An 18,972-nucleotide genomic window follows, 5' to 3' on the forward strand; every position below is an offset into this window, starting at 1 on the left:
TACCGTACCGTGAAAATAAAACTTTTAATTTCTGCGATTCTCGCAGCCGGTCTTAGTGCATGTGGCGGGGGCGATAATAGCAGCAGCACTGCTGGTGACAATGGCGGCAATGTAGCGCCTGTAGTAGATAGCAAAATTCCTACGCTTGCATTTGCCAATCCGCAAAGCACCTATGATTTGAATAGCTACACGCAGACAGCAATGTTTCCTCTGCAGTTCGCTACGACCGGCACCAATCTGCTGAATGCAGAGGCGTCCGGCGTGACCTATGACAAGGATACCGATTCGCTGTTTGTCATTGGCGACGGTGCGACCTCAGTGGTGCAGGTTGCAAAGAGCGATGGTCACGTTATCGATTCCATGACGCTCAATGCCGGCGACTTCGAGGACACTGAAGGCATCACCTATGTCGGTGGCGGCAAGTTCGTATTGGTGGAAGAGCGTCTCCGTCAAGTCGATCTGTTCACTTACGTTCCTGGTGGAATACTGCACAGAGCAGACGTACAGTCCGTCAAACTGGGGACGACGGTTGCCAACGTCGGTATTGAGGGTGTTACTTTCGATACCAAAACAGGTGGCTACATTGCCGTGCGCCAGTCGCAACCCACCATCATCTTCCAGGCCGCAATCAATTTTGCGAGCGGGTCGGCGACAGCATCGAACGGTACGCCCATCTTGCCGACGACAGACAATCCGCCGGTGCTGTTCGATGCGGCCGTGACGGGCCTTTCTGCGTTCAATGACGTTTTCTCGTTGTCGAATATCGTACCGAGCAGCGCTCCGGATTACGGCAACATCATCATCATCGGCGCGCCGGATGGCAAGATCGTCGAGATGGATCGTACCGGCAAGTTGCTGAGCAGCTTGTATATGAGTGCCACTGCTCAGAACGAGGGTGTGACGATGGGCCCGGACGGGACCATTTATGCGGTTGGTGAACAGGCCGCGGGGCCGAGCCTGCCAGGCCTGACCATCTTCAAGCCAACCACCAGCACAAACAATGTCGGCATTGGCAGCAACCTCTACCTGACGTTCGATCAATCGGTGAAGGCGGGTGCGGGTAATATCGTTCTCAGTAACGGCGCTGACGATACGCGGTCGATTCCCGTAACCGACGCATCGCAAGTGACGTTCAGCGGTAATGTGATGAAGATTCATCCGAAGTTCTACATGGTTGCCGGCACCACCTACCACATCACGTATCCAACGGGGGCGATCAAGACGGCAGCGGGGAACGACACCTCTGCCGTGTCCGACTTATCGACGTTCTCGTTCAAGGCGATTGGTACCGTTGACCACACAGCCCCGACATTGACCAGCACTGCGCCGGTCGATGGCGCGACAGGCATCATCGGCAACCACATGACACTGTCGTTCAGCGAAGTCGTGCAGGCCGGCACAGGTAACATTGTTATCAGCAACGGCTCTGATACGCGTAATGTGTCCGTTGACGACACGACCCAGGTCAAATTCAACGGCGGTCGGGTGAGCATCACCTTGACGACACCATTGCAGGATAGTTCTCGCTACACCGTGCAATTGGCCGGTGGCGTTATCACTGACCTGTATGGCAATGCGTATGCAGGCACGACGCAGAGCTTCACGACTGCAGCAGCAGGTGCGCCAGCGCCGACCGTGCTGATCTCGGAGGTGAACTCGAACGCAGACGGCGGTCAGGATTTCTTTGAAATCTATAACTATGGCAGCACGGCAATTGATCTGACCGGCTGGAAGTGGGGCGACAATCATGCTGACGTCAACGATGCCAACAATAGCGCGGCATTTGTGGCCGGTACGATGCTTGCACCGGGTGAACATCTGGTCGTTGTGCCGGGTGTGCCCGGAACGGACGAAAATACGTTCCGCACAACCTGGGGCCTCGCTGGCACGGTTCCGGTCGTTGCGATGTTGAACGTCAATAACGATGCAGCGAATCCGATCGGTTTGGGTAAAGGCGATGCGGTGGTCGTCTATGATGCGAACGGTAATGTCGCGGCTGCAATGAACTACGGCACACCGATCAATGCAGCGCAGGGAGACGGCACGACGAAAGCGATTCCAACGGCCTCGGGTGCAGATGCCAGCCTCGTTGCCGCCGGAAATCATGCTGGTGCCGTCTTCGCCGGTGGCAATGCGAAGGTTTCCGCAGTATGGGATACGGTTTCGACAACGACGCCAAACTATGTTGAGGCGGTGATTGGCGTGCACGGCGGCATAGCCGAACCGCTTAAACCTGCGTCGATTGGTTCACCTGGACAGTAATTTCCTGCCGCTTTACGGCATGAGTATGGCGAAGAACCGTCCGACTATGTCGGGCGGTTTTTTTTATGGTCTACGAACCCGAACTCGCACCGAATGTCGGCTGCGGGGTGAATTGAATCACGCCCGCGGAGGTCCGCTCGTGGGCGACCTGAGCCGAACGACGATGGGCGCAGTTCGACCCACAAGGGACAGTCACCTTTCCGGATAGCGGCCGCTCAGCTCGGCCGTGAAAACGCTGCGACGTAGATGGGAGTCCTCGGGTGGCAGTTGTAGAGTGCATTACGAGGTCACAACCGTATGCGATGGTCAATGCTTGTAGAGTCGTCGGGTGCTATCGCCTGCCGTCCGCCAGAGGCTTCGGGCGTGAAGCCGATGTCCTCGACTTTGAACTTGAATATTATTTGAAACCCGCGCCACAATACAACCGACCTCGAACAACGCCTTCTCGAAGACATCTTCAGCAGTGCGTTTATTCAAGTGACGAACTCTCTACGGAGCGCACCAGCATCCGTCGTCTTCACCTTATTGGTCTGCCATGATCTTTATCTGTCAAAAAAAACTGATCGCGTCGTTGTTAATGCTCGGTATAAATGCGGCAGTAATGGCACAAACCACACCGAACCCGCTACCAGCCCTCAAGGCCGCCAGATGGCATGAAGCGACACGCGAGATCCTGTTGGAGGCGCGCGAAAATGACCCGAACGAGCCCATGCTCCCGAAGGAGATGGCGTTTGACGGCTTCACGTCGGATGCCCTGGATAGCGCACGGATGCTATGTCGCGCGTGCCAATCCGCTGCCCTTGTCACTGTAGTTTCCGCGCCCTCCAGCATGTCGGTCGAAGAGAAGGAGCATATTCTCAATGAAGCACTTGCAATCTTGCGCAGTGGCTCGCGAGAACCCGTGTGGAGCACCGACACTCTCACCAATGCCGCCTTAATATACTCAGATTTGGGCCTTAAAGCGCAGGCACATTCCATATTTGACGAAGCAATTACCTCGGCAACTTCTGACCCAGCGTCACCTTCCGATTTTGACCGTGCCGCCTTTGCGCTCGCCAACGCGGCTCCCGGCGGCGTTCCGGATTGGATGGTCTCATCGCTTGAAGAGGCTACCCGCAGATGGCCGCCTTCTGCCGACACCGCGTTGGCGTACCGGGATCTGGCGATAATCCGTTTCCAAAAGTCACAGCCGACAGCCGCGCTGGACCTCATGGACAAAGCTTTAGGCGCCTGCAGTTCGATTGCCAACAAAGGTCAAGCGCAGGCGATTCGGGCATCGGTCGGGAGACTTGCACTTGACTCGAATCAGCTCGACTTTGCTCGACATCGGATTCCTGCACCGTTGATAATCGATGCGTATGCGAGTTTTGAAGCGCGTAACGGAAATAAAGATGCGGCTCTAGATTTTCTTCAAGAGTTGCCGGGACCTACGCTTTACGTTGATGTTCGAGATGAGACGTTGAGCCAAATAATCCGTGACGCATCGAATCGCGGAGACTTCTCAACCGCCAAGTTCTTCGCCGGAAAGATAGATCCTCAGAAGACCCATATGCAGATTGAGTTGTGGACATACATCGCTCGGGAGGAACATCTGAAGGGCGACTTGAAGGCGTCTGAGGAGGATTTTCGAAGAATATTGAACATCGTTGATGTTATGCCGATTGAGCAACGTCAGTCATTGATCAGCGAGAAAGGTGTATTGGCTGAGGCGATGGCAAAGTCGGAGATGAGCGCAGAAAGTCTGCGCCTTTCGCGCAGCAACAAGACCTCGGCTCTGATGCTTTCTGAAAGACAGAAAGCAATGAATCTTGATGGCTTGCTCTCGCTCGCCAAGGCGTTTCACGTTGCCGGCGATGAAAGTGAAGCGAAGGAAACTTTAACTATGGCGTATCAAATCGCACATGACTATCAACCGCCCAATCAATATGCAACGACGAAGTCTCAGTTGTTAATGAAGGTCGCATCGACCGCGGCGGCCTTCCAGTAACAGACCGCACTCAGTTGACGTACCGGATAGTTGGAAAAGAAACGAACAGTTGCCTAAATTTGTGTCTATAAGCACGGATATCGATGCAACGTCACGCGCAATATAGAATGCACTGTCCCTAGCCGATCATAGAAACCATGATCTTCGGTGAACGAACAGGCTCAATCTCATCTTGCGTTAAACGATGTCTCCGCTCCCACGCTTCGACCTTTGACGCCAGCCGGTTAGATCCTACTCGAGCACAGTGACACGGAAGTTGATTGTCGACGATTCGCGGCACTTCGCCGAGTGTCCCTTAGTGGCCGCGCGCAGCCCGAGAGCGACCAGGCCGATCGTAACGCTGGAAACCCTTAGCGCTCGAGCAGCGCTCCGAATTTCTCTAGCGGGAAGCAGCGGTCGCTAACGTCCACTCGATGGAAGGGTTAGGCGCCATGCCCAAGCTCTTGAGCGAGCCCGATGAGGATTCCTTCGGGGCCCCGGTTGTAGCAGAGCCGATACGTGTTTTCGTACTGAGCCACTTTGCCGACGAGTTCCGCGCCGCGTTTACCGAGACGGGCGAGCGTATCGTCGATGTCCTCCACGGTAAACATGACGCGTAGGTAACCAAGGGCGTTCACCAGGTGCGACGGTGATCGGCGACCACAGGTGGCGCAAGGAAGCGGGACAGCTCGAGCCGGCTGTGACCGTCCGGCGTACGCATCATGGCAATTTCGACGCGCATGCCGCGCAATCCAGTGACGCCATCTGCCCAGTCTCCTTCGATTGGGGCGCGCCCCTCGAGCTCAAGGCCAAGTTCGGCAAAAAACTCAATGGCGGCATCCATGTCTTCAACCACAATGCCGACGTTGTCCATACGCTTCACCGTCATGATGTCTCCTTGGCGCCTGGCTGAAGCGCCGATCGTAACGCTGCCGACCTGAGCTACCGCTCAAGCCCAGGGGTATCCGCGCGAGTAGCTGCGCGAGAGATTCAGACCACACCAGGCGCACAGGATAGCTGCCATCCGCGATCGTCCGCCCCTATCCGGACCCGATATGACGTCGCACCGGCGTAGTGCTCCGCCGTTGACCGGTCTCCGGAGGGAGGGGCGGTATCCATTCCATCTCGACCCGTTGCAGTCAATTGACCCGCTCGAAACTCGTCACTCAGCGAAACAAGCCCCGCGGCGGATTCCTGAAAGCGAAAACGCGCAGATTTATCTGCGCGTCTCTACGTTATTCCCTCAACAGACCAAGGACGTCTTGGCACCACTCAATCAACGACACAAGGCTGCAATCAATGCGGTCAATTTATGCGCCGCCGAAAAACACGGGCTTCATTCCATCATTCGGGTCCGGGCGAATAGAGCCTTGGATTTTATGTCCCAACTGGGCGACGGCGGTGCCGAACGAACGCAGTTGATGATGGCTACCCGACGCTGAAGTCCCGTCAGCGACGCCGCCCAAATCGGTCGCAGCGCCACTTCCTGGATTCACGCTAGTTTGTGCGGCCTGAACATTGGTCGGAGCGACCGCTTCGTTCGATTGAGCAAAAGATGAGGCAGCCGGAATTGCAAGAGCAGCTACGACGATGAGCGATTGAACGAGTTTCATGATGCTTACCTCCAGACTTCGTTTGTCCGCAAACGCCCGTTTGCGTTTCAGTACTTGCAGTCTAGGCTGTGGCCTGCTCGCAATTAAGTACTTGCAGAACAAAACAATGTTGAAGAAATAAGTACAAACCCTTGGAACCAAACGCCATGCACGCAGCATCGAAACGGTGCCAAAAAAAGCAGCCCTTGAGATACCACAATGTGACCGCGCACCCGCAGTTCAAGCTTTCCCTTTCCCACCCACCTTCGCGAGATCGAAGGGCGTCTCTCTCAACCGTCGCCCAGCAAGCCTAAACACCGCATTAGCAATCGCCGGCGCCACCGAAGGACTAGACAACTCCCCCACCCCACCAGGCTTCGACGTATCCCCCTGCACAATCAAAATATCAATCTCCGGCATATCACTCATCCGCATCACCCGATACGTATCAAAGTTCTTCTGTTCGACCTGCCCATGCCGAATATCGATGCGATCCGCCGTCGCATGCCCTAACCCCCACATCAACCCGCCATAAAGCTGCTCCTCGACCCCACCCGGCGAAACAGCCAACCCACAATCCGCGACACAGGTCAGCTTCTCGATTACAACACCATCGCCTTTCCGAGCAACACGCGCCACAACAGCAACATAACTGCTATAAGCCTGATTAGTCGCCACGCCCAAAGCAGTCCCAGCAGGCAACGCCTTCCCCCACCCAGCCCGTTTCGCCGCCTCCCGCAAAACAGCCTGATGCCGCGGATCCTTCATATGCGCGAGCCGAAACTCAACCGGATCCCGACGTCCCGCATGCGCGGCCTCATCCATAAACGACTCAACAGCAAACACATTCGGTATATAACTCACCGCCCGATACCACCCAGTCGGCACACCGGTCTCATGCCGAACCCAACCAATATCCACATGCGGCGCCCCATAAGCGAACTCATACTTACTGATCGCTTCAGTCGTGCTGTAGTCCATCCGGTCCGGCCGATCGAAGTACCCGGGCTCCCACTGTTCCGGCGAAGCAGGCATCACCGCCCGCAACTGCAACGTCGCCAGATTCCCGCGCTTATCGAGCCCAGCCTTCGCCCGATGAAAACTCGCCGAGTGGTAATAAAGCGCCCGCATTTCATCTTGACGGCTATTCATCAACTTAACCGGCTTCCCAACTTTCAACGCCAGCCAGGTCACTTCAAAAAGCCAGTACTTCGACTCACGCGACCCAAAGCTGCCACCTGAAACAAGCTCATGCAGCACCACACGATTCGCCGGGATACCGCCGATCACCTCAGCCGCCTCCTGCACCGTTGAAGGCACTTGCAGCCCACCCCAATACTCAATTGCACCGTCCTTCTTAGCCCACGCAGTCACGTTAATCGGCTCAAGCGGACACTGCGCCTTATAAGGCATTGAATAAGAAGCCTCAATCACCCGCGCCCCGTGCGCAAACGCAGTCTTCAAATCCCCACTCTGAACAGTCGGCACCACCCGCGCCGCAGGATCATCGAGCCACGCCGCCTGACGCGCGACCAGCGTGCTGCTATCAAACGTCTCCAGCGGACTGTCTTCCCACTCCACATGCAACTCTGCCTGTCCCTTATGCGCCGACCAATAGTCATCGGCCAACACAGCCACGCCGGCCTGATTGCCACCGAGAATGTCGGGCCGCCCAGGAATCTGCAAAACCTGCCGCACGCCCGGCACGGCCAACGCCGCTTTAGCATCCACGCTGCGCACGCGCGCATCGATCACCGGCGCGCGCGTGACGACAGCGACCAACATGTCCGGCAACGACACGTCGATGCTGTACGGAAACGCGCCTCGCGCCTTCTCCGCAGCGCCGCGTTTCTTCCGTAATTTGCCGATGTATTTGAACTGCGACGGATCTTTCAACGCGACATCTTTCGGCGCGGGCATTTGCGCCGCGACCTGCGCAAGCGATCCATAGTTCGCACGCTTACCGCTAGCCTGATTGACCACGAAGCCGTTCTCCGTTGAACACGTCGCCGGCGCCACATTCCATTGTTTCGCCGCAGCGGCGATCAACATCGCGCGCGCCGTCGCGCCCGCACGTCGCAAGCGCTCGTATTCCAGCGACACGCTCGTACTCCCGCCCGTCGAAAACACCTTCCACAATGGATGAATGTAATCGCCGTAGAACGGATTCTCCGGCGTGATCACATCGACGCGAAACAGATCGACGTCCAGTTCTTCCGCGACCATCGCAGCGAGCGCGGTACGCGTGCCCGTGCCGGAGTCATGTTTGTGGACGACCAGCTTGATCGTATCGTCCGGCAGCACGCGCACCCACGCATTCGGTTCGAACTCACCGGCCTGCGGTTTGGGATCACCGCTTTTGTTGTCGCCCTTGCCGAAGGCATCGGGCAACTGGAAGCCGATCGCGAGACCCGAGGCCAACAGCGCCGAACTCTGCTTGATGAAGCGACGGCGAGCAGCGCCGCGAACGCTGGTCAGCGCTTCTTTGTCGTTGCGCATTCAAGCCTCCTCGTTCGTAACGTGAGACGAGCAGGCGGACGCGCAAGCAGGCATCTCCACAGCCGCCAGCGCAGGATCACCCGACGCCGCCCGCTTGATCGCCTTGCGAATCCGCGAGTACGTGCCGCATCGACAGATGTTGCCGGACATCGCCGTCGTGATGGTTTCGTCGTTGACGGTCGGCTTGTCCTGGAGAAACGCGGCCGCCTGCATCAACTGACCGGACTGGCAGTAGCCGCATTGCGGCACATCCTCGGCGACCCACGCGAGTTGCAGTGGATGCCGGCCGTCCTTCGACAACCCTTCGATCGTCGTGATGCGTTTGCCGGCAACGGCCACAGCAGGCAGCAAACAGGAGCGCACTGCCTCACCTTCCAGATGTACCGTGCACGCGCCGCAAAAGCCGCCGCCGCAGCCAAATTTCGTGCCGGTCAATTTGAGCCGGTCGCGCAATACCCACAACAGGGGCATGTCTTCCGGTACATTGTCGAGCGAGTGCCGCGTGTCGTTGACCACGATCTCGATCATGCGCTGTCTCCTGAATATCGTTGTGCAGCGCGGCGCATTGCAGGAGTGGATACGTGACAAGGGCCGCGTGCTTGCGGTCATTATTGAAAGCCGTTAAGCACAACGCCAGCGACCATTTCTTCTATCATCCGTAAGTCCGGCTAACACCATGTTGAAGCGCTATCCGTCTATCCAGTCGATGCAGGCCTTCCTGCAAGCAGCGCGCGTCGGCAGTTTTTCGAGCGCCGCACGGCAGTTGTCGCTCACGCATAGCGCGATCAGCCAGCAGATCCGCACGCTCGAAGAGTTCGTCGGCCAGCCGCTCTTCGTGCGCGAAAGCGGCCGCGTGGTATTGACCGATGCGGGCGTGCTGTTCGCGAATCAGTTGGCGGATGGCTTCGAGCAAATCGATCGCGCGTTGTCGTCGGTAAAAGAGCGCACGGTCAAGCAGTCCATCACGCTCGACGTCGATCCCGAACTCGCGCAGAGCTGGCTGGTGGCGCGTTTGCCGGCCTTGCTCGGCGCGTTGAGCGGGACATCGCTCACGGTGCTGTCCACACCGCGTCGTGACCGCAGCGCGTTCGAGCGCGTGGATATTGCGTTGCGATATGGGTATGGAGAATGGGACGGCTTCGAAAACGCGCTGATTTGCGGCGACCGTTTGACTGCTGTGGGCGCGCCCTCGCTGTTGCAGGCACGCGGGCTCAGCGTGCCGCTCACGCCCGAGCAGCTACTGGAGCTGCCATTGCTCGGCTATACGAAGCGTTCGTGGATTCCCTGGCTCGCCGCTGCGGGGCTGCCCGAGGTCGAGCCCGACGCCGTCGCGGTTTTCGACAACGCCGCGGGCTTGATCGCCGCCGCCAGCGCAGGCGTGGGGGCGGGTTTGGCGCGTGGCCTGCTCGCCGCCGACGCCCAACGCAACGGCAATCTGGTCGAACTCACGCAAGTGGAAATTCCGACGCACTACAACCTCTACGCCGTATGGCCGCGCGAGAAAGCGGGGCGTGTGGCGCCGCTGATCCAAGTGATCCGCGACCTTGTCGCGCAAACGGTCAGCTCACACTAGCCGCCACTTCCCGCACGGTTTCGAGAAACAGCGACAACACCGGCGAAGGCGTCTCGGCACGATAGCGCGCGTGCAGCGACACTTCGGGGCGCGGCGCAGCCACCGGCACGAACGCGACACCACCCGTCGACAACTGCCGCGCGGACGAAGGCAGCAACGCCACGCCCAATCCTTCGCGCACGAGACACAACAACGTATGCACCTCGACGACTTCCTGTTCGATCCGCGGTGTAAACCCTGCCTCAACACAACAGTCCTGTAGAAAGCGCGCCAATTGCGACTGCCGCAAACCGAACGAGACGAAGCGTTCGGTCTCCAACTCACGCAACGCAATCTCTCCGCGCGACGCCAGCGCGTGCCCCAACGGCAACGCGACCACCGCCGACTCACGCATCACCACTTCGCTGCGAATCTCCGGGTCTTCATGCGAGACGCGGAAGAAACAGACATCGAGCCGGCGCTCTTTCAACGCGAGAATCTGCGCGGCCGGCGTCATCTCATGCAGCGTCCACCGCACTTGCGGATGCTTCTCCGCGAATACCCGTAGCGCGCGCGGAATGGGCTCGACCATCGCCGAACTGATGATGCCAATCTCGAGGCTCCCTACTTCGCCACGCCCCGCGCAACGCGTCAGATCGATCGCGCGTTCGAACTGCGCGAAGATCAACGGCACCTGTTCTTTAAGTGTTTTCCCTGCCTCGGTGAGTTCGACACGGTGTTGCGAGCGCATGAACAGTGCCGTGCCCATCTCCTCTTCGAGGATGCGAATCTGCTGACTCAGCGGCGGCTGGGAAATGTGCAGCCGCGCGGCTGCCCGGCCGAAATGCAGTTCGTCGGCAAGCACCGCGAAGTAACGCAACAGCCGGATGTCCATATCGCAAACGTATCAAGATCGTGGTTAAAAAATATTGTACAGAGCGTTTTTATCTTGTGAGACTGCATCGCAAGCAGCAGTGCACATCAGTGTGACACTCGATGCCGGCGAGGGGAAGGCGCACGAACACTGCGCCTTGCAAAGGGCCGCATGGGCAAGCCCAACGGGCTGAGTTCCATCGATGCGCCTGCCCGCGATCCGGCAACTGGATACACCAGTTCCTCTCAAGGAGATCGAGTACATGATCATCGACACTAGCTGTTATCCGACCAACCTGGTCGACCTCGCGTGGCGCCATGATGGCGAGCCATTTTCCGGCGAGCGTCTGATCGAGGTGATGGACGGCCCCTACATCATCAACGGCAAGCCTCGCCGCATCGACAAGGCCTTCATTCAGCCGCCGCAAGGCAACACCATCTATACGTGGACCGACGGCGAACGCTCCGGCCGCGAGTCGATCGACGACTACATGGCGTACACCGTGGAATGCGTTCAGAAATACCCGGACCGTCTGCTCGGCTGTTTCGTCTACAACCCGCGTTGCGGTCCGGAGAACGGTGCTGAAGCCATCGAGTTTTACGCGAAGGAACACGGCTTCAAGATGGTCCAGTTGCAGGCCAACATGCATGCATACCGTCCCGACCGCGCGCTCGACTGGCTGCGCCCCGCGTTGCGCAAATGCGCGGACCTCGGTTTGCTCGTGAAGCTGCATACCGGCGACGGCCCGTACAGCATTCCGAGCGAGTGGTATCCGCTGATTCGTGAATTCCCGTCGGTGAATTTCATCATGGCGCACTTCGGCGTGCAGACGGGAGGCGTGTATTGCTTCGAGCCGTATCAGATGGCGCTCGACACACCGAACGTGTATTGCGAATCGAGTTGGTGCCTGCAATCGCGAATCGTCGAATTCGCGAAGGTGCTGCCCACGCACAAGATTCTCTACGGTTCCGACACGCCGCCGAACGAGCCAGGCATGTGGCTGCGTTTGCTCGAAGTGTTGTGTCACGAGCCGCCGCAAGGCCTGAATCTCGACGAAGACACGCTCGAAGACTATCTCGGCAACAACCTCGCCCGCATGATCGGCATCGAGCCGAGCGCGCCGCCGAGAAGCGTCGAAGAAGCGCAAGCCTATCTGAAACACCATTCCGGCGCCGCGAAGAAACACGCGGGCCAGGCCGACTACGCTGGAGCCCGCTGATGATCATCGATACCCATCTGCATCCCACCAATCTCGTCGACGAAGCGTGGCGCCATACCGGTGAGCCGTTCACCGGCGAACGCCTGCTGAAGATGATGGACGGTCCGTACATCATCAACGGCAAGCCGCGCCGTATCGACATGGGTTTCATTCAGCCGCCGCCGGGCAACACGGGCTATCGCGATGGCAATCGCCGCGGCCGTGAAGGCATTCGCGATTACATGTCGTATATCGCCGAACTGACGCAGAAGTACCCGGATCGCTTTATCGGCAATTTCACGTACAACCCGCGTTGGGGCCCGGAGAACGGTGCGGCCGAGCTCGAATTCCACGTGAAGGAGTACGGCTTCAAGATGCTCAAGCTGCACGCGAATATGCACGGCTACCGTCCAGATCGCGCGCTCGACTGGTTGCGTCCCGCGATGAAGAAGTGCGCCGAGCTCGGCGTGGTCGTGCTAATCCACACCGGCGACGGACCGTACACGATTCCGACGCAGTTCTATCCGATCATCCGCGAATTCCCGATGGTGAATTTCATCATCGGTCACTTCGGGATTCAGACGGGCGGCAACTACTCGTTCGAAGCCTTCTGGATGGCGATGGATACGCCGAACGTCTACTGCGAATCGGGTTGGTGCTATCAGTCGCGCATCGTCGAATTCGCTCGCGAACTACCGCGCAACAAGATCGTGTTCGGCACGGATTCGCCGCCGAACGAGCCGGGCATGTGGCTGCGCGAACTCGAAATGCTGTGTGGTCCCGCGCCGCAAGGCATGAATCTGGATGAGGATGGCCTCGAAGACTACATGGGCAACAACATCGCTCGTCTGGTCGGAATCGAGCCGACCAAGCCGCCGAAGGATCTCGCCGAAGCGGAGAAGCGTTTGAAGGCGACTTATGTGAATGACGTCACGCAGCCGGCTTAACGCTGACTGGCTGATGGTTTAAAGCAAGCGCGGTCAGTGCCGCGCTTGCCTTGGTTGTCTCACACGGAGTTCACTATGGCGGATAACCTTTTCCGCGCCACGCAAGATTTTCATCGCTTTGCGCATGCGTATCGCGAGCACTATCCCGATGATGTATTGACGCTCTCGCGGCCGCTGTCCGCCGATCAGGACGTCACGGCGGTCGTCGCCGAACTCGCGACGCGCGGGCAGCATCCCATGCTGATCTGCGACAAGGTCGATGGGATCGCAACGCCTCTCGTCACCAATTTCTTTGCTTCACGTACACGCATTGCGCGCCTGTTCGATGTCGATGCGTCCGGCTTGTTCGATGCCTATCAACAACGCGCCAATGCGCCTATCGCGCCGGTGTTCGTGGCAAACGGTCCCGTGCTGGATCGGGTAATCGAAGGCGATGCCGTCGATCTCGCGCAGCTGCCGATGATCCGCCACTTCGAAACCGACCGCGGCCCGTACATTACGAACGCGGTGATCGTCGCCGAAGATCCGGTCACGGGCGTGGCGAACCTCAGCTATCACCGCTCGATGCGGCACGCGAAGGACGCTTTGGCCACCAGCCTGCATTCGCGCGGCCACCTCTGGCGCATGTTGCAAGCCGCCCAGGCACGCGGCGACACATTGAAAGTCGCGATGGTGGTCGGCGCGCATCCGCTGTTCATGTTGGCCGCCGCCGCGCGCGTCCCGTTCGGCACCGACGAACGCGCGATTGCAGGCGGTCTGTTCGGCGCGCCGCTGGAGCTGGTGCGCACGCCGCGTTATGGCATCGGCGTGCCCGCTTCCGCCGAATTCGTGCTGGAAGGCACGATCGATCCTTCAGCTCACGCCGAAGAAGGCCCGTTCGGCGAATTCACCGGTTATTCATCGGACCGCTCGACCAACAACGTGTTGCGCGTCGACACGATGATGCGCCGTAACGATGCATGGCTCGTCGATGTAGTCGGCGGTCCTTACGCAGAACATTTGACTTTAGCCCGCTTGCCGCGCGAAGCGGAGATGAGCGAGAAGCTGAAGGCGCGCTTCCCATCGGTCACCGCGCTGCACTACCCCAACTCCGGTACGCATTTTCACTGCTACGTCGCGTTGAATCAGACGCGCGACGGCGAAGCACGCCAGATCATGCTGGCGCTGCTCGGCTGGGATCCGTACCTCAAGAACGTCGTCGCTGTGGATAGCGACATCGACATCACCAACGACTCGCAGGTGCTGTGGGCCATCGCCACGCATTTTCAGCCGCATCAGGACGTATTTATGGTCGATGGCTTGCCGGGCAGTCCGCTCGACCCTTCGTCGTCCGCGGCAGGCACCACGTCGCGTATGGGTATCGACGCGACACGCGGCTCGCATTTCGACGGCATCCGCGCTCGCATAAGCGAACGCGCTGCACAACAGGCCCTCGACATTCTGGCCCACGCCGCCGGAGCACAGCGATGAGCGCGCGGCGACTCGTAGTCGGCATCAGCGGCGCTTCCGGCTTTACGTATGGCGTTCGTCTGCTGCAATTGCTGCGTCAACTCGATATCGAAACGCATCTGACCATTTCACGCAGCGCGCTGCTCACGATGACGCACGAGACCGACTACAAGTTCGCCGACGTCAGCGCGCTCGCCAGCGTCACCTATCGTTGCGACGACATGGCCGCAGCGATTTCCAGCGGCTCGTTCCGCTCGCTAGGCATGATCGTCGCGCCTTGCTCGATGAAGACGCTCGCCGAAATTGCCAGCGGCATGTCGTCGAGTCTGATTTCACGCGCCGCCGATGTCACGTTGAAAGAGCGCCGCCCGCTAGTGCTGCTGGCGCGCGAAACGCCGTACACGCTGGCGCATCTGCGCAACATGATTGCAGTAACCGAAATGGGCGCGATCGTCGCGCCACCCGTGCCGGCGTTTTACACGCGTCCCGCTTCACTCGACCAGATGATCGATCACACGCTAGGCCGCGTGCTCGATCTGTTCGGTCTCGAAGCGGGCACCGTCAAACGCTGGCGAGAAGTCGAAACACAAGAACCGAATATCGCCTGATAGCCGAACCGTAGTACGAACGAAGAAACGGAGACGAGCCATGAATCACATTCACACCACCCACAACGAAGTCGAGAAAATCCCCGTCACGGTGCTGACCGGCTTTCTCGGCGCCGGCAAAACGACGCTGCTCAACTACATCCTGCGCGAGAAGCACGGGCGCAAGATCGCCGTGATCGAAAACGAGTTCGGCGAAATCGGCATCGACGGTGGCCTCGTGCTCGAATCGACCGAAGAGATCTATGAAATGACGAACGGCTGCGTGTGCTGTGTCGGCGCGGTGCGCGAAGATCTGGTGCGAATCGTGCGCATGCTGGTGGAGCGGCCGGACCGGCTCGATCACATCATCGTCGAAACGAGCGGGCTCGCCGATCCGTATCCGGTTGCGCAGACTTTCTTTCTCGATGATCCAATCGCCAAACAAGTGAGCCTCGACGCCGTCGTCACGATGGTGGATGCGAAGCATATCGCCGCCCATCTGGACGATCTGGTGCTCGACGGCAGTGACAACCAGGCCGTCGATCAAATTGTGTGCGCGGACCGTATCGTGATCAACAAGGTCGATCTGGTGGGACCGGACGATATTGCTTCGCTCACGCAACGCATTCGCGGACTCAACGCCACGGCGGAAATCGTCGAGTCGAGCTATGCGCAGATCGATCTCGGCAAGATTCTCGGCGTGGGCGCGAACGAGTTCTCGCAGATTCTCGTCGAGACCGATGGCTTACATGAAGAAGAACACGTGCATGGCCACGAAGAGCATGCACATGAGCTCGAACATGCCCATCACGACGACGATCACGCCCACCACCAGCACGATGAAAGCGTGTCCTCTGTCGGTATTGAAGTCGATGCGGATATCGACCTCGACGCGCTGCAAGCGTGGCTCGCCGAGTTGCGCGACTCGGATACCGCGAACCTGTTCCGTATGAAAGGCATTCTCGCCGTGCAAGGCCAGTCCCATCGTTACGTGCTGCAAGGCGTGCACAACGTCATCGAACTGCGCGCGGCGCAAGCGTGGGGCAGTGAGCCGCGTTCGTGCCGAATCGTATTCATCGGACGCGATCTCGATCGCGCCGCGCTGACCGACCGCTTCCATGCCTGTCTTGCCGTGCCGGTTGCGGCCTGACGGGAGATCCGGTCGGCGCGCGAAGTGATGCCGCATGGCGAGATTCGTGCGGCGCGCTCCGATCGAAAACAATAGTCTGGAGACATGTCATGAACACCGCCATACACCCCGTCGATCGGATTCTGCCGAAGCGCCAGATGCTCACGCTCGGTTTGCAGCACATGCTAGTGGCTTACATCGGCGCCATTGCGGTGCCGCTGATCGTCGCGTCGGCACTGAAGATGTCGCCGGCCGACACCACCGTGCTCATCAGCACGGCGCTGTTTTGCTCGGGTATCTCGACGATTCTGCAAACCGTCGGCGTCTGGAAGTTCGGTGTGCGCCTGCCGATTCTGCAAGGCGTCGCATTCAGCAGCGTCGGGCCGGTGATCGCGATCGGCACGAGTCCGGGCGTCGGCTTTGCCGGCGTGTGCGGCGCGGTGATTGGCGCGGGTCTGTTCACCATGTTCGCCGCGCCGCTCGTCGGGCGCTTACGAAGGTTCTTTCCACCTGTGGTGACGGGCTGCATCGTGACCGTGATCGGCTTGCAGTTGTTTCCCGTCGCGTATCAATGGGCCGGTGGTGGCGAGGCCGCGCAACAGCAGTTCGGTGCACTGCCTTTCCTGAGCGTCACGCTGTTCGTCGCGTTGGTGATTCTCGCGATCAACCGATTCGCCAATGCGTTCCTGCGCAATCTGTCGGTGCTGATCGGTTTGATTGCGGGTGGCATTCTGGCGTGTTCGCTCGGCATGGGCAACTTCACGAGCGTGGCGCAAGCGCCGTGGTTCACCATGCCCCTGCCGTTCCACTTCGGCACGCCCGTGTTCTCGCTGGTGCCGGTGCTGACGATGATCGTCGTCATGGTGGTGCAGATGGTCGAATCGATGGGCCTGTTCGTCGCGATCGGCGACATCGTCGATAAAGAAGTGAGCGAGGAGGACGTGGTGCGCGGCATGCGTGCCAACGGTCTCGCGAGCGCGATTGCGGGCATGTTCGCGGCTTTTCCGTTCATCGCGTTCATGGAGAACGTCGGGCTCGTCATCCTGACTGGCGTGCGCAGTCGCTGGGTAGTGGCGATCAGCGGCGTGCTGATGTGCGTGGTGGCGCTGGTACCGAAGATCGGCGCGGTGGTTGCCTCGACGCCTTCCGCTGCACTCGGCGGGGCAGGTATCGCCATGTTCGGTGTAGTGGTCGCGGCTGGTGTGCAGACGTTGGCGAAAGTGGACTTCGAGCGCAATCGTTACAACGTGCTGATCGTCGGCTTTACGATCGCCACCGCGCTGATTCCGGTCATGGCTCCGCAGGTCTTCAAGCACATGCCTGACTGGACGCAACCGTTCCTGCATAGCGGCGTAGTGCTGGCATGCCTCGTTTCCGTTGTGTTGAACGCGGTGCTCAACGGCGCGCATGAAGAGGACGTGGTGCCGGCGCACAACATGGTCCGCGAATAAGCGGATGTTGCATGACGGGCGCGGCCGTCTTTGCAGAGGCGGCCGCTTCGCAGTAACTGAAAGGATATCGAATCGTGAGCATGCAAACTGAAGCGTTGCTGATCAAAAACCCTGTCGCGGTGATGAGCGGAATGAGCGGCGAGCGCGCAAGGCTCGGTCAGGTCGATCTGCGGATTTGCCAAGGACGTATCGCAACCATCGCGCCGAATCTCGAACCTCGTGCCGATGAACGCGTGATCGACGCGCGTTCCTGTGTGGTCTATCCGGGTTGGATGAATACGCACCATCATCTGTTTCAGAACCTCTTGAAGGCCGTGCCGTCCGGTATCAATGCGGATTTGCAGGAATGGTTGGCCGCCGTGCCGTATCCGCGTCTTGCGCGCTTTACGCCGGATCTGGCGCGCGTTGCCGCTCGCCTGGGTCTTGCCGAGCTGCTCCTCTCCGGCGTGACGACCTGCGCCGATCATCACTATCTCTATCACGCGGACGGCAGCACCGAAACCGGCGATCTGCTATTCGACGAAGCGGCTTCGTTCGGCATGCGCTTCGTGTTGTGCCGTGGCGGCGCATTGCAGGCGGCGGGCGATCATCCAGGCTTTTCCAAAGTCGCGCTCAAGCCCGAGACGCTCGATCAGATGCTCGCCGACATCGAACGTTTGAAGTCGCGCTATCACGATGCCGGCGATGCTTCGATGCGTCGCGTTGTCGTCGCGCCGACCACGCCGACGTTCTCCTTGCCGCCCGAGCTACTGCCTGAAGTCGCACGCGCGGCTCGTCGGATGGGTTTGCGCTTGCATACGCATCTGTCCGAGACGACCCGTTATGTCGATTTTTGCAAGGAGCGCTTCAACAAACTGCCGGTCGAATTCGTCGCCGATCACGAATGGCTCGGACCGGATGTGTGGTTCGCGCACCTCGTGCATCTGCAAGCGAGCGAGATCGCGATGCTCGCCGAAACCGGCAGTGGTTGCTCGCATTGCCCTGTCAGTAACGCGCGGTTAGGCAGCGGCATCGCACCTGCGCCTCAGATGGCGGCCGCAGGCGTGCCGATGTCGCTGGCCGTGGATGGCGTGGCGTCGAACGAATCGGGCAGCATGACCAACGAAGCGCATTTCGCGTGGCTCGTGCATCGCGCGGCGCAGGGCGCGTCGGCGACCACTGTGGAGGAGACGATCCATTGGGGCAGTGCAGGCGGCGCGGGCGTGCTCGGTCTCGACGCGGTCGGCACACTCGAAGTCGGCATGGCGGCGGACTTCGTGCTCTACGACATCAGCGACCTGCGCTTCAACGGCTTTCACGATGTCGCGGTGGCGCCGGTGACGGCGGGAGAGCCGGCGCGCGTTCGCTACAACGTGGTGAATGGCCGCGTGGTGGTGGATAACGGCGTGATTCCGGGTCTCGATCTCGACGCGCTTCGCTATGAAGCCGCCGAGGGCGTGAAATCGCTGCTGGCCGACTAAGGTAAG

14 protein-coding genes and 1 pseudogene are annotated in these 18,972 nt (G+C 59.4%); 10 read left to right on the forward strand and 5 right to left on the reverse strand.

Annotation, left to right across the window (positions count from 1 at the left end):
- The coding region (locus tag P0D96_RS11635) for an SdiA-regulated domain-containing protein (RefSeq protein WP_408313482.1) at window positions 1-2,262 on the forward strand (2,262 nt) is incomplete at its 5' end.
- A gap of 535 nt (window positions 2,263-2,797) precedes the next feature.
- Complete coding sequence (locus P0D96_RS11640) at window positions 2,798-4,249, forward strand: hypothetical protein (RefSeq protein ID WP_408286253.1); 1,452 nt, start codon at window positions 2,798-2,800, stop codon at window positions 4,247-4,249.
- A 422-nt stretch (window positions 4,250-4,671) separates the two neighbouring features.
- Here P0D96_RS11640 and P0D96_RS11645 read toward each other — a convergent pair.
- From P0D96_RS11645 to P0D96_RS11660, 4 genes and pseudogenes are all read right to left on the reverse strand, one after another.
- A pseudogene (locus tag P0D96_RS11645) lies at window positions 4,672-5,117 on the reverse strand (VOC family protein).
- 421 nt (window positions 5,118-5,538) lie between these two features.
- Window positions 5,539-5,841 carry a hypothetical protein gene (locus P0D96_RS11650; protein WP_408313484.1) on the reverse strand — a complete coding sequence of 101 codons (303 nt, stop codon included), beginning with the start codon at window positions 5,839-5,841 and terminating at the stop codon, window positions 5,539-5,541.
- A gap of 219 nt (window positions 5,842-6,060) precedes the next feature.
- Entirely contained in the window at window positions 6,061-8,319 is a 2,259-nt protein-coding gene (locus P0D96_RS11655) for a xanthine dehydrogenase family protein molybdopterin-binding subunit (RefSeq protein ID WP_408313486.1), read from the reverse strand.
- The gene (locus tag P0D96_RS11660; RefSeq protein ID WP_408313488.1) at window positions 8,320-8,847 is read right to left on the reverse strand and encodes a (2Fe-2S)-binding protein; all 528 of its coding nucleotides are present in this window, start codon (window positions 8,845-8,847) and stop codon (window positions 8,320-8,322) included.
- A gap of 148 nt (window positions 8,848-8,995) precedes the next feature.
- Here P0D96_RS11660 and P0D96_RS11665 point away from each other — a divergent pair, with 148 nt between their 5' ends.
- Window positions 8,996-9,892: a LysR substrate-binding domain-containing protein gene (locus P0D96_RS11665; RefSeq protein WP_408313490.1), complete on the forward strand. Its 897-nt coding sequence runs from the start codon at window positions 8,996-8,998 to the stop codon at window positions 9,890-9,892.
- Here P0D96_RS11665 and P0D96_RS11670 read toward each other — a convergent pair.
- Entirely contained in the window at window positions 9,879-10,766 is an 888-nt protein-coding gene (locus tag P0D96_RS11670) for a LysR substrate-binding domain-containing protein (protein WP_408313491.1), read from the reverse strand. The two genes, P0D96_RS11665 and P0D96_RS11670, sit on opposite strands and share 14 nt — an antisense overlap.
- 241 nt (window positions 10,767-11,007) lie before the next feature.
- On the opposite strand from P0D96_RS11670, the gene P0D96_RS11675 reads away from it, so the two are divergent.
- The 7 genes from P0D96_RS11675 to P0D96_RS11705 all read left to right on the forward strand — a co-directional run bounded on the left by P0D96_RS11675 (window position 11,008) and on the right by P0D96_RS11705 (window position 18,966).
- The gene (locus P0D96_RS11675; RefSeq protein ID WP_408313493.1) at window positions 11,008-11,964 is read left to right on the forward strand and encodes an amidohydrolase family protein; all 957 of its coding nucleotides are present in this window, start codon (window positions 11,008-11,010) and stop codon (window positions 11,962-11,964) included.
- Window positions 11,964-12,890 (forward strand): amidohydrolase family protein, encoded by a 927-nt coding sequence (locus tag P0D96_RS11680; protein WP_012428924.1) that lies wholly within the window; start codon window positions 11,964-11,966, stop codon window positions 12,888-12,890. The genes P0D96_RS11675 and P0D96_RS11680 overlap by 1 nt, the downstream gene beginning before the upstream one ends.
- A gap of 75 nt (window positions 12,891-12,965) precedes the next feature.
- Window positions 12,966-14,360 carry a UbiD family decarboxylase gene (locus P0D96_RS11685; protein WP_408313495.1) on the forward strand — a complete coding sequence of 465 codons (1,395 nt, stop codon included), beginning with the start codon at window positions 12,966-12,968 and terminating at the stop codon, window positions 14,358-14,360.
- Window positions 14,357-14,947 carry a UbiX family flavin prenyltransferase gene (locus tag P0D96_RS11690; protein WP_408313496.1) on the forward strand — a complete coding sequence of 197 codons (591 nt, stop codon included), beginning with the start codon at window positions 14,357-14,359 and terminating at the stop codon, window positions 14,945-14,947. The genes P0D96_RS11685 and P0D96_RS11690 overlap by 4 nt, the downstream gene beginning before the upstream one ends.
- 40 nt (window positions 14,948-14,987) lie before the next feature.
- A complete protein-coding gene (locus P0D96_RS11695) occupies window positions 14,988-16,076 on the forward strand; it encodes a CobW family GTP-binding protein (RefSeq protein WP_408313498.1) in 1,089 nt (362 codons plus the stop codon).
- A gap of 89 nt (window positions 16,077-16,165) precedes the next feature.
- On the forward strand, window positions 16,166-17,506 hold the full coding sequence (locus P0D96_RS11700) for a nucleobase:cation symporter-2 family protein (RefSeq protein ID WP_408313500.1): 1,341 nt from the start codon (window positions 16,166-16,168) through the stop codon (window positions 17,504-17,506).
- Between the two features lie 80 nt (window positions 17,507-17,586).
- A complete protein-coding gene (locus tag P0D96_RS11705; protein WP_408313707.1) occupies window positions 17,587-18,966 on the forward strand; it encodes an isoxanthopterin deaminase in 1,380 nt (459 codons plus the stop codon).
- Window positions 18,967-18,972: the final 6 nt, after the last annotated feature.

Source organism: Paraburkholderia sp. RL17-347-BIC-D (assembly GCF_046027915.1).
GTDB lineage: Bacteria > Pseudomonadota > Gammaproteobacteria > Burkholderiales > Burkholderiaceae > Paraburkholderia.